This is a genomic window from Arthrobacter sp. NPDC080082 (genome assembly GCF_040686595.1).
Lineage (GTDB): Bacteria > Actinomycetota > Actinomycetes > Actinomycetales > Micrococcaceae > Arthrobacter.
The window spans coordinates 141,630-153,206 of sequence record NZ_JBFBKQ010000005.1; the positions used below are offsets into that span (position 1 = coordinate 141,630).

An 11,577-nucleotide genomic window follows, 5' to 3' on the forward strand; every position below is an offset into this window, starting at 1 on the left:
GGCACACGAACGGCCCGTTGTTGTGCGCGGACAGGCGGCCGGCGGTGCCTAGCCTCCCAGGAGCGTTACGTCGCGGACGGCACCCTTGTCGGCGGAGGTGGCCATGGCGGCGTACGCCCGCAGCGCGGCCGAGACCTCGCGTTCCCGGTCCCTGGGCTTGTAGCCGCCGTTGATCAGCAGCTTCTCCCGCCGCTCGGCCAGCAGTTCGTCACTGACTTCCAGCTGCAGGGACCGCTGGCTGATGTTGATGCTGATGATGTCCCCGTCCTCGACCAGGGCGATGGCCCCGCCGGAGGCAGCCTCCGGGGAGATGTGCCCGATGGACAGGCCGGAGGTGCCGCCGGAGAAACGGCCGTCGGTGATCAGGGCGCACTTCTTGCCCAGGCCGCGGCCCTTGAGGAACGACGTCGGGTACAGCATTTCCTGCATGCCCGGACCGCCCTTGGGCCCCTCGTAGCGGATGACCACCACGTCGCCTTCCTTGATCGTCTTGTTCAGGATCTTCTCCACGGCCTCATCCTGGGATTCGCACACCAGGGCCGGGCCGGAGAAGGTCCAGATGGATTCATCCACACCGGCGGTCTTCACCACGGCGCCGTCCACGGCCACGTTGCCGCGGAGCACGGCCAGCCCGCCGTCCTTGGAGTAGGCGTGCTCCACGGAGCGGATGCAGCCTTCGGCGGAGTCGGTGTCCAGCGAGGTCCACTCGTTCGACTGGGAAAACGCGGTGGAGGACCGGACGCCGCCGGGGGCCGCGTGCCACAGGGCGCTGGCTTCCTCCGTGGCCTTGCCGCCGCGGATGTCCCAGTCGTCCAGCCAGCCGTCCAGGTCGGACGAGTGCACCGAGTGGACGTCCTTGTGCAGGAGGCCGCCGCGGTTCAGCTCGCCCAGCAGTGCGGGGATGCCGCCGGCACGGTGTACATCCTCCATGTAGTAGGTCCGGTCCTTGGCCACGTTCGGGGCAACCTTGGCCAGGCAGGGTACCTGGCGGGACTTGGCGTCCATCTCGGCCAGGCCATAGTCAACGCCCGCCTCCTGGGCTGCGGCCAGCAGGTGCAGGATGGTGTTGGTTGATCCGCCCATGGAGATGTCCAGCGCCATGGCGTTGTCGAAGGCCTTGGCGGTGGCGATCGAACGGGGCAGCACCGACTCGTCGTCGCCGTCGTAGTAACGCTTCACGAGCTCGACGACGGTGGTCCCGGCCTTCTCGTACAGCGCCTTGCGCGCGGTGTGGGTGGCGAGCACGGAGCCGTTGCCGGGCAGGGACAGGCCGATGGCCTCGGTGAGGCAGTTCATCGAGTTGGCGGTGAACATGCCGGAGCAGGATCCGCAGGTGGGGCAGGCGTTTTCTTCGATGAGGTTGATGTCGGCGTCGGAGATCGACTCGTCCACGGCGTCGGAGATGGCGTTCACCAGGTCCAGGGAGCGGACGGAGCCGTCGGTCAGGGTGACGCGGCCGGCCTCCATGGGGCCGCCGGAGACGAACACCACGGGGATGTTCAGGCGCAGCGCGGCCATCAGCATGCCGGGGGTGATCTTGTCGCAGTTGGAGATGCAGACCAGGGCGTCGGCGCAGTGGGCGTTGACCATGTACTCCACGGAGTCGGCGATCAGGTCCCGGGAGGGCAGCGAGTACAGCATGCCGCCGTGGCCCATGGCGATGCCGTCATCCACGGCGATGGTGTTGAACTCGCGGGGAACCGCTCCGGCGGCCAGGATCGCGTCGGAGACGATCCGCCCCACGGGGGCGAGGTGGGTGTGGCCGGGGACGAACTCCGTAAAGGAGTTGGCCACGGCAATGATCGGTTTTCCGATGTCCGAGTTGGCGACGCCGGAGGCGCGCAGCAGGGCGCGGGCTCCGGCCATGTTGCGGCCGTGGGTGACTGTTTTAGAGCGAAGTGCAGGCATGTGTATCATCCTGCACTGCGCCGCAGCCGGGGTGAAGACGGCCTTGATACTAGTAGTAGAACTAACAGAGTAATAGTATTTCTAGGTGCAGCACGCCGATCGTCGCAAAGAACTGGGGCTCTTCCTGCGGGCCCGTCGGAACCAGGCCGTTCGGGTGGATTACGGCCTCCCACCCCTGTCCCGCACCCGCGAGCGGGGCCTGCGCCGCGAGGAGGTAGCGTTCCTCTCCGGCGTCAGCGTGACCTGGTACACCTGGCTGGAGCAGGGACGGGACATCAACCCGTCCCGCCAGGTCCTCGAAGCGGTCGGCCGGGCCCTGCATCTCTCGGACGCCGGACTGGACTACGTCCTCTCCCTCGGGGGCTACGCCGCCGTCGGGCCGGGTCCCGCCGCGGCGGCCACCGCCCCCGCCCATCTCCAGCGCCTGCTCGACGCCTTGGACCCGAACCCATCGTTCGCCCTGTTTCCTGACTGGGGCATTGCGGGCTGGAACAGCGCCTACGCGGCCCTCTTCCCCAACATCGCCACGGTGCCCGCTGCCGACCGCAACCTGCTGTGGCTCGTCTTCACAGACCCCTACGTCCGGGACCTCCTGCCGGATTGGGAGGTGACCAGCCAGCGGTTCCTGGCCGAGTTCCGCGCCGAAACCGGGCAGCGCCTGGGCGACGTCGACGTCAGGAACCTGGTGGAACGGCTCAAGTCCGCCAGCCCGGAGTTCAAGGAGGGCTGGGACCGGTACGACATTCTTGGCTTCGAGTCGCGGGAGAGGGTCTTCCGCCACCCGAGCGTCGGCATCCTGCGGTTGGAACACCATCAGCTCTCCCCCTCGGACCGGCCGGACCTTCACCTGGTGGTCTACACGCCGGCTCCGGGCAGCGGTGCCGGGTCCCTGATGGGACGGCTCATCCCGCCGGCCAGCCAGGAATCCGGCGCCGGCCCGGGCCTGGGCGATCCGGGGCGATCCGACCCGGGCCGGGCCCGGCGGTGTGCTACTTTCGGGCCATGACCAGCCAGCCCCTGACCCACGACGCCGACAGCCCGGCGGCCGCCGCCATCGGGCTGCTGGCCCGGCAGGGCTTCGACGCCACCTCCGTGGAGGAACTCGCCGAGGCCGCCGGGATGAGCCGCAGCACCTTCTTCCGCAAGTTCGGGTCGAAGGAAGACGTGGTCTTCGCCGACCACGAGCGGATCCTGGCGCAGGTCACCGGACGGCTGGCCGACTCCCGGCAGGATCCGCTCGCCGCCGTCGAGGACGCCGCCCTGCTGGTGTTCGAGCACCACCTGCGCCACCGCGAAACTTCCCTGGCACGCTACGAACTGATGCAGGCCGTGCCCTCGCTCCGGGACCGGGAACTGGTCACCTCGCACCGGTACGAGCGCGCCTTCCTCGTGCACCTGCTGGACCGTCTGCCGGCCGCCGCCTCCGCCGCCGCCGGAACGGGTGACCAACTGGCCGGGGCGGATCACCGTGAGCACACCGCCGTCGCCTACGCGGCCGCCGTCGTCGCCGTCCACAACGCCTTCCTCCGCCAATGGCTGCGCTCCCCCGCCACCGAAGAAACCCGACAGCAGGAGAACGCCGACACCGGGCGGATGCGCGATCTCGCCACGGAACTCCGCGGCCTGTCCGCCTTGTTCCGCCCGGTCCTGCTCGGCACCGCCCCGACTGCGGCAGCCAGCACCGTGGTGGTGACCGTGCTGGCCGGAGCCGCGGACAAGGACGCCGTGGCCCGCGCGGTCCGCGACGCGCTCCCCTGACGAGTTCCCCCCAACGCGCCGCAGCCACCTTGGAACGGAGTTTCTTGACGTGGAACTGCGTTTCATTGCATCCTTGATCGACGTGGTGTGAGCCACGCCACGGGCGGCGCAGCCGCCGACGCTATCGACGAGGACCAGCACGCACATGACGACGACGTCGCCCGCCTCCGCGGCCACCGAACATTCCAGCACCGTCCCGGCCGGCTTCCCCGCCGGCACCGTGGAGCCGGACTACCTCCTGACCGAGGCGCTGGGAACCGACCCGGCAGCCCTCTTCACCGGCATCGGCGGCGAGGACCGCGCCTACTGGGACCGCGCCCGCGGCTTCGTCCAGGACGAGGTGCTGCCGGTGATCGACGGCTATTGGGAACGCGCCGAGTACCCCGTGCACCTGCTGCGCCGCCTCGGCGAACTGGACCTGCTGCGCGACGGGATCGACGTCGAGGGCCACTCCCCGATGAGCAGCATGGCCGCCGGCCTGGTCACCATGGAAATCAGCCGCGGCGACGGCTCCGTGGCCACGATGATCGCCGTGCAGGGCGGCCTGGCCCTCCGCTCGGTCGCAGAATGCGGATCCGAGGCACAGAAGCAGCGCTGGCTGGCGCCCATCGCCGACGGCACCGAGTACGCCGCCTTCGCCCTCACCGAACCCACCCACGGATCCGACTCCGTGGGCCTGGAATCCACCGCCACCCCCACCGACGGCGGCGTCCTGCTCAATGGCGAGAAGAAGTGGATCGGCAACGGCTCCATCGGCGGCCTCAGCGTGGTGTGGGCCCGCGGCGAGGACGGGCAGGTCCACGGCTACCTCGTCCCGCAGGACTCCCCCGGATACACCGGCACCACCATCGAGGGCAAGCTTGCCCTGCGCGCCATCTGGCAGGCCCACATCCGGCTGGAGAACGTCTTCGTTCCGGAGGAGAACATCCTGCCGGGCGCCCGGACCTTCAAGGACACCGCCCGCGTGCTCCTGGCCACCCGGCTCAGCGTCGCCTGGTCCGCCGTCGGCCACGCGACCGCCTGCTACGAGACTGCCGTCCAGTACGCCAAGCAGCGCAAGCAGTTCGGCCGCCCGTTGGCCTCCTCGCAGATCGTGCAGGAACGGCTGGCCCGCATGCTCAGCGAGCTCTCCACCATGCAGCTGATGGTCGTGCAGATGACCCGGCTGGACGAGGCCGGAACCCTGACCGCAGAACAGGCCGCGCTGGCCAAGTACACCTGCACCCGGCTGGCCCGCGGCATCGCCTCCAACGCCCGCGACCTGCTCGGCGGCAACGGCATCCTGCTGGCCAACCGCGTCGCCCGGCACCTGGCCGACATCGAGGCCATCCACACCTACGAAGGCACGGAGACCATGCAGGCGCTCATCATCGGGCGCGGCATCACCGGCACCTCCGCCTTCGCCTGACCCCTCCACGCCTTCGCCTGATTCGCCGTCCCCTGACAGACGCCACCCACCAAAGGACCCACCCATGAACCAGAACGCCATCACCCCGGTCATTCTCGGCGGCGCCCGCACCCCGTTCGGCCGCTTCCGCGGCGGCCTGTCCGCCTTCTCCTCCAGCGAACTGGGCGCCCACGCCATCCGTGCCGCACTGGAGCGCACCGGCGTCGCCCCCGAACAGGTCGGCGCCGTGATCGTCGGCCAGGTCATCCAGGCCGGCGCGGGCCAGGGCCCCGCCCGGCAGGCCAGCCTCGCCGCCGGCATCGGCTGGGACGTCCCCACCGTCACCATCAACAAGCTCTGCCTCTCCGGCCTCACGGCCGTGATCGACGCCGCCCGGATGATCCGCGCCGGGGAGGCCGACTTCATCGTCGCCGCCGGCCAGGAATCCATGACCAACGCCCCGCACCTGGTCCCCGGACTGCGCGCCGGCGTCGTTATCGGCGACGCGCCCATGCTCGATTCCCTCAACCACGACGGCCTGCAGGACCCGGTCAGCGGCAAGCTGATGGGCGAGGCCACGGACGCCGGCAACGTCGAACGACTGATCAGCCGCGAGGAGCAGGACGCCGTCGCGGCCCGCTCGCACCAGCGCGCCGAGGCCGCCCGCGCCGCCGGGATCCTCGCCGAGGAAATCGCCCCGATCGAGGTGCCCCAGCGGAAGGGCCCGGCCCTGACCCTGGAACACGACGAGGGAATCCGCGCCGACACCACCGCCGAGTCCCTCGCGGAGCTGCGCCCGGCGTTCTCCAAGGACGCCGCCGCCACCATCACCGCCGGCTCCGCCTCACCGCTATCCGACGGCGCCGCGGCCCTCGTCATCGCCAGCAAGGAAGCCGCGATCGCCGCCGGCCTGGAGTGGATCGCCGAGATCGGCGCCCACGGCCAGACCGCCGGTCCGGACGGCTCCCTGCACTCCCAGCCGGCGCGGGCCATCGACCGTGCCCTCGCCCAGGAGGGACTGCACGCCAAGGACCTGGACCTGGTGGAAATCAACGAGGCCTTCGCCTCCGTGCTGATCCAGTCCGCCAACGACCTGGGCATCGACACCGACGTCGTCAACGCCGAAGGCGGCGCGATCGCCCTCGGCCACCCCGTCGGCGCCTCCGGGGCCCGCCTGGTCCTGCACCAGGCACTCGCCCTGAAGCGCCGCGGCGGCGGCACCGGCGTCGTCGCCCTCTGCGGCGGCGGCGGCCAGGGCGACGCCTTGGTCCTCAAAGCCTAACCACCCCCTCCGACGAAGAAGCAGGCCATGACCAACACCACCAGCGGCGACGGTTTCGCCACCATTTCCGTCGCGGCAATCCTGGCGGAGTCCGCCCGCCGCTCCCCGGACCGGACGGCTCTGATCGTCGGGGAGGACCGGACCAGCTACGGCGATCTCTGGCGGCAGACCCGGGAGTACGCCGGCGCGCTGCGGGCCCGCGGCATCGGCCCGGGCGACGCGGTCGCCGTGCTGATCCCGAACGTGCCGGACTTCGCCCGCGTGTACTACGCGGTGCTGACCCTCGGCGCGATCGTGGTGCCGGTGCACGCCCTGCTCAAGGCCCGCGAAATCGAGTACGTCCTGCAGGACAGCGGCGCGCGGCTGATGATCTGCGCGGACGCCCTCCTGGGCGAGGGCGCCGCCGGGGCCGCGGCTAGCGGCGTCGACGTCCTGACGGTCATGTCGCCCGAGGGCGGGGACCTGCCCCGGCTCGAGGCGGAGGCCGCCGCGGCGGAACCGATCCGCAGCTACGAACCCTGCCGGCCCTCGGACACGGCCACGATCCTCTACACCTCCGGCACCACGGGTAAGCCCAAGGGTGCGCTGGGGACGCACTTCGCGCTGGTGGAGCAGACCTCCGTGATCCTGACCAGCGTGATGGACTTCAAGCCCGGGGACGTGCTGTTCGGCGGCCTGCCGCTCTTCCACACCTTCGGCCAGACGGTGGTCCTGAACGCCGGGCTGCGCGCGGGCGCCACCGTGGTGCTGCTGCCGCGGTTCACCGGCCAGGGCGCCCTGGAGCTGGTGGCCAAGCACAAGGTCAACGTCTTCGTCGGGGTGCCCACCATGTACGTGGCGCTGCTGGAGGCCGCAAAGTCGACGGCGGTGCGGCCGGCGGATCTGCGCTACGGCATCTCCGGCGGGGCGTCGCTGCCGCTGGCGGTGATGGACCGGTTCCGCGAGGTGTTCGGCATCGAAATCCACGAAGGCTACGGGCTGACCGAGACCTCCCCGGTGGCGGCGTTCAACCACGTCGGCATGACGCCGCGGCCGGGCACCATCGGCATCCCGATCTGGGGCGTGGACATCGAAATCGCCCGGGCCGAGACCGTGGAGAGCATCGAACTGCTGCCCAACGGCGAACTCGGCGAACTGGTGGTCCGCGGCCACCTGCTGATGAAGGGCTACCTGAACCGGCCCGAGGCCACCGCGGAAGCCGTGGTCGACGGCTGGTTCCGCACCGGCGACCTGGGCACCAAGGACGACGACGGCTACCTCACCATCGTGGACCGCAAGAAGGACATGATCATCCGCAACGGCTACAACGTCTACCCACGCGAGGTCGAGGAGCTGCTGCTGACCCACCCGCAGGTGGTCAGCGCCGCCGTCTACGGCGTCCCGCACGAGGTCCACGGCCAGGAGGTCGCCACGGCGATCGTGCTCGACGCCGGGGCCACGGTCACGGAAGCGGAACTGGTCGAGTTCGCCAGCTCGCAGCTGGCCGCCTACAAGTACCCGCGCATCATCCGGCTGCTGAGCGAACTGCCGCTGGGTCCCAGCGGCAAAATCCTCAAGCGCGAACTCGCCGCCGACCCGGCCGGATAGGCGCCTACGCCGACGCGGCGGGCCGCCCCGCGCCGGAACGCAGCAGCGGGATGAAGACCAGCAGGGCGGCCACCTGGGTGGCGATAGTGAAGACCCCCAGCCCCGCCGGGGCCGAGGCGTACAAGGCGCCGATGATGGTTGAGCCCGCGAGCCAGGCAAGGCCATAGACGGCGGTGAAAATCCCGTACCCCGTGCCGCGCCGGGCGGCCGGGACCAGGTCCGCGACGGCGGCGCGCAGGGTGGATTCGTGGATGCCCAGGGCCGCACCCCAGACCGCCGCGCCGGCCCACACCAGGGCGGGCGAATCCGAAAAGGACAGGAACGGCACGGCGGCGGTGAACGGCAAAGCCACCAGCAGTCCGCGCAATCCGATCCGGTCGTACAGCGCACCCGAGGCCAGCGCCGCCAAGGCCGCAGCGCCCATCGACACGGCGTAGGTCACGGGGATCAGGGCCGGCGCCAGCACCTTCTCCACCTCCAGGTGGTAGGAGACCACGCCGAAGGTGGAGAACCCGAACATGGACACGGCGGTGAAGCCGCTGTACCACCAGAACCGGGCCGGCAGCGGCGTGCGGACGGCCGGTGCGGCGGGCACTGTCACGTGGGCGGCTGCAATGGTGGCGGTGCCGTCGCCGGCGAGCCCGGCGTCGAACCGCTCGGGGGCCGGGACGAAGCGCCGGAGCAGGACGACCGCGGCGATGGCCAGCGTGCCGGGGATGGCGAGGACGCCGAATCCCAGCTGATAACCGGAGACCGCGATCATCAGGCTGACCAGGAGCGGGCCCACCAGGGCGCCGGACTGGTCGAGCGCCTCGTGGATCGCGAAGGCTCGGCCGCGGCCCAGCGTCGCCCCGGCGTGGGAGAGCATGGTGTCGCGCGCGGGGGTGCGGACGGCCTTGCCGAAGCGTTCGGTGATCACCAGGGCGGAGGCCTGCCAGAGGGACCCGGCGAGGGCCAGCAGCGGGACGGCGACGGCGGTCAGGGCGTACCCGGCGATGGTCAGCGGCCAGTACTTGCGCGTGCGGTCAGCCAGCGGCCCGGTTCCGAGCCGGAGGACCAGCGCCACTGCCTCGCCGACGCCGGTGATGAAGCCGACCATCACGGCGCTGGCGCCGAGGGTGGCCAGGTATGGGCCGGTGATGGCGCGGGCGCCCTCGTAGACGACGTCGGCCAGCATGCTGACCACGCCGAAGGACAGGACGAAGCCCATCGGGCCGAACCGGTTTCCGCGGCGCGCGGCCGTTACCGGCTGGGCCTGTGCCGGCTGGCCAAGGGAGCTCACAGCAGCCCGCCCAGGGCCAGGCCGCCGGCGGCCGCACCGACCGCGGCGAGGGCCGTGCCGAGGCCGTTGACCAGCGCCAGCCCGGACCGGCCGGACTGGACCAGGCGCACGGTCTCGAAGCTGGCGGTGCTGAAGGTGGTGTAGCCGCCCAGGAACCCGGTCCCGACGATGAGTTGGAGTTCCGGCGGTGCGGCGTGGGCTCCGACGGCCCCGGCGATCAGGCCGAGGAGGAGGGAGCCGGTGACGTTGATGACGATTGTGGCCACGGGGAGGGCGGCGCGGACCCGGCTGCGGATCAGTCCGTCCAGCAGGAACCGGGAGGCGGCGCCGAGGCCCCCGGCCAGGCCCAGCAGGGCGACGGTGAGCGGGCTCATGCGGCTGCCCCCTTCCGCGCGGAGGCCAGCCGGATGCCGGCGAAGGTGGAGAGGAAACCGCCCACCAGGGAGGCTCCCACGTACGCCAGCGCGTCGAGGGAGCGGCCGGCGGCGAGCAGTCCGTTGCTTTCCAAGGCCAGGGTGCTGTACGTGGTGAAGGCGCCCATGAACCCGGTGCCAAGGAGCAGCCGCATGACGCGGAGCCGCCCGGCGTCGGGGCCGCGGCGGATCAGGGCCTCCAGCAGCAGGCCCAGCAGGAACGCCCCCGCCAGGTTGATCACGAGGGTGGGCAGCGGCCAGCCGCCGGGGGCGGGCAGGACGGAGCCGAGGCCGTAGCGGGCCAGCGTTCCGGCGATCCCGCCGGCCACCACCAGCAGCAGGAAGCCCGGGTGCAGGTGCAGCGGTCGCCGGAGGCGTGCCGGCTCCGGCGACGGGTGCCCGGAGCCGGGGGCACGGTGCCCGGGGCCGGACGCCGCGGCGTCGGTGCCGTCCGGCCGGGCGGCGGGGACGGTGTCCGGGGTGCGGGGTTCCATTACCGGCCCTCCCGTGCGTGGTGCCGGGGCTGCGGGGCGAGCGGGACCACCAGGACAGGGCGGTGCTGGCGGTGGGTCAGGTGCACGGCCACCGAGCCGACCAGCAGCTCCTCGAAGCGGGCGCCGAGGCCACGCTCCCGCGTCCCGACGACGATGATCGAGGCGCCGCTGGCCTCGGCGAGCCGGCCGAGTGCCCGCGCGGGGTCCCCGGCCAGGGCGACGAAGGACCAAGGCACGCCGCCGGCGTCCAGGGTCTCCCCCAGCCGGGCCTTCAGCGCCGCGGCGATCCCCTCGACGTCGTCGTCGATGCCGTCGGGATCGATCGGCCGGGCGCCGCTGGGATCACCAGGACGGCGGCCGGCGGGGTCATCGGCGAGGTAGCTGGTGACGTCCACGTAGGCGCAGATCAGGGGAACACCCAGGCTGAGCGCAAGCTCGGCGGCCCGGTGGGCGACGGCCGGCGGCTGGCCCGGGACCGCGCCCATGACCACGGGCCCGGCGATGCGATCGATGGAGCCGGAGGTGTGTCCGGACGCGGCGTGCTGCCCTCCGGCGGCGGGGTCCGCCGGGCCGGGGACGGGTCCTGCTGGTGTCATGATGCTCCTGTCCTGTGGCGTCTGTGTGAGGCGTCGCGGCGACGCGGCTGTCAGCCCGGGTCACCCACCTTCGTTGGTGCAAAGGCAGGAACCATCAGCCAGGAGGCGGTTCGAACGGGGTGCGGAGTGCAGGCCGTTCCGGCGGGATCCATCGCCGTGTTCAGAGATTACACGCCGCACCCGGAACGGCGCCACGCCGCACCGCAGGGCGGAGCGCCGGGTGAGGGGCCCGACGGCGGCGGGCGCGGCGCCGGGTCGTCCCGCCAATCGTTCCGCCGACGGCCGCGAGTTCTGTGACACGCTGGTGGCATGGACCTGGAGGTGAACAATTCCCTGACGATCCCGGCGTCGGAACTGCGCTGGCGGTTCTCGCGTTCCTCCGGCCCCGGCGGCCAGCACGTGAACACCTCGGACAGCCGGGTGGAACTGTCCTGGGACGTCACCGGATCGCCCTCGCTGCGGGAGGACCAGCGGGAGTTGCTGGGCCGCCGGTTGGAAGGCCGGCTGACCGGCGGTGTCCTGACCGTCGCCGCGTCCGAGCGCCGGTCCCAGCTCCGCAACCGGGAGGCCGCCGCAGCCCGCCTTGTCCACCTGGTGGCGGAGGCACTGGCGCCCGGACCCGCCGCCCGGCGCAAAACCTCCCCCACCCGCGGCTCCACCCGGCGGCGGCTGGCCGGGAAGAAACTGCGCTCCGCGACGAAGCAGCAGCGCCGCCGGCCCAGCGCCGAGTAGCCGGCGAGACGCCAGTAAGTTTCGGGCCACCGAAATTCAAGGGGAACTCACAGCCTTCACGCGGGAGCGGAGCCTCCGCGGCATGGCACAGTTTTTGAACCGGGTATCCCGTTGCTCCCCCACCCGGAGGCGCGGAAA

The 11,577-nt window shown here is 71.5% G+C and carries 11 protein-coding genes and 1 riboswitch; of the genes, 6 read left to right on the forward strand and 5 right to left on the reverse strand.

All coding sequences use genetic code 11. The features are described from left to right. Window positions 1-48: 48 nt before the first annotated feature. Window positions 49-1,908, reverse strand: a complete 1,860-nt coding sequence (gene ilvD / locus AB0O44_RS11740) for a dihydroxy-acid dehydratase (protein ID WP_364137533.1) — start codon at window positions 1,906-1,908, stop codon at window positions 49-51. An 85-nt stretch (window positions 1,909-1,993) separates the two neighbouring features. Between ilvD and AB0O44_RS11745 the strand changes: the two genes are divergently transcribed. From AB0O44_RS11745 to AB0O44_RS11765, 5 genes are all read left to right on the forward strand, one after another. Next, on the forward strand, window positions 1,994-2,914 hold the full coding sequence (locus tag AB0O44_RS11745) for a helix-turn-helix transcriptional regulator (protein ID WP_364137535.1): 921 nt from the start codon (window positions 1,994-1,996) through the stop codon (window positions 2,912-2,914). Then, on the forward strand, window positions 2,911-3,666 hold the full coding sequence (locus AB0O44_RS11750) for a TetR family transcriptional regulator (RefSeq protein ID WP_364137537.1): 756 nt from the start codon (window positions 2,911-2,913) through the stop codon (window positions 3,664-3,666). The genes AB0O44_RS11745 and AB0O44_RS11750 overlap by 4 nt, the downstream gene beginning before the upstream one ends. Before the next feature lie 145 nt (window positions 3,667-3,811). After that, entirely contained in the window at window positions 3,812-5,074 is a 1,263-nt protein-coding gene (locus tag AB0O44_RS11755; protein WP_364137539.1) for an acyl-CoA dehydrogenase family protein, read from the forward strand. Between the two features lie 64 nt (window positions 5,075-5,138). After that, the gene (locus AB0O44_RS11760) at window positions 5,139-6,335 is read left to right on the forward strand and encodes an acetyl-CoA C-acetyltransferase (protein ID WP_364137541.1); all 1,197 of its coding nucleotides are present in this window, start codon (window positions 5,139-5,141) and stop codon (window positions 6,333-6,335) included. Window positions 6,336-6,362: 27 nt separating this feature from the next. Next, the gene (locus AB0O44_RS11765; RefSeq protein ID WP_364137543.1) at window positions 6,363-7,922 is read left to right on the forward strand and encodes a long-chain fatty acid--CoA ligase; all 1,560 of its coding nucleotides are present in this window, start codon (window positions 6,363-6,365) and stop codon (window positions 7,920-7,922) included. A gap of 4 nt (window positions 7,923-7,926) precedes the next feature. On the opposite strand, the gene AB0O44_RS11770 is transcribed toward AB0O44_RS11765, so the two are convergent. The 4 genes from AB0O44_RS11770 to AB0O44_RS11785 are packed head-to-tail and all read right to left on the reverse strand — an operon-like array spanning window position 7,927 to window position 10,707. Continuing rightward, window positions 7,927-9,204 carry an MFS transporter gene (locus AB0O44_RS11770; protein WP_364137545.1) on the reverse strand — a complete coding sequence of 426 codons (1,278 nt, stop codon included), beginning with the start codon at window positions 9,202-9,204 and terminating at the stop codon, window positions 7,927-7,929. Beyond that, on the reverse strand, window positions 9,201-9,578 hold the full coding sequence (gene crcB / locus AB0O44_RS11775) for a fluoride efflux transporter CrcB (RefSeq protein ID WP_364137547.1): 378 nt from the start codon (window positions 9,576-9,578) through the stop codon (window positions 9,201-9,203). Before crcB ends, AB0O44_RS11770 begins: the two co-directional genes overlap by 4 nt. After that, window positions 9,575-10,111, reverse strand: a complete 537-nt coding sequence (locus AB0O44_RS11780) for a CrcB family protein (protein WP_364137549.1) — start codon at window positions 10,109-10,111, stop codon at window positions 9,575-9,577. The genes crcB and AB0O44_RS11780 overlap by 4 nt, the downstream gene beginning before the upstream one ends. Then, window positions 10,111-10,707 (reverse strand): universal stress protein, encoded by a 597-nt coding sequence (locus AB0O44_RS11785; RefSeq protein ID WP_364137551.1) that lies wholly within the window; start codon window positions 10,705-10,707, stop codon window positions 10,111-10,113. Before AB0O44_RS11785 ends, AB0O44_RS11780 begins: the two co-directional genes overlap by 1 nt. A 78-nt stretch (window positions 10,708-10,785) precedes the next feature. After that, window positions 10,786-10,872, reverse strand: a riboswitch (Fluoride riboswitch). Window positions 10,873-11,016: 144 nt separating this feature from the next. Here AB0O44_RS11785 and arfB point away from each other — a divergent pair. Continuing rightward, window positions 11,017-11,439: an alternative ribosome rescue aminoacyl-tRNA hydrolase ArfB gene (gene arfB / locus AB0O44_RS11790; protein ID WP_290257990.1), complete on the forward strand. Its 423-nt coding sequence runs from the start codon at window positions 11,017-11,019 to the stop codon at window positions 11,437-11,439. Window positions 11,440-11,577 lie beyond the last annotated feature (138 nt).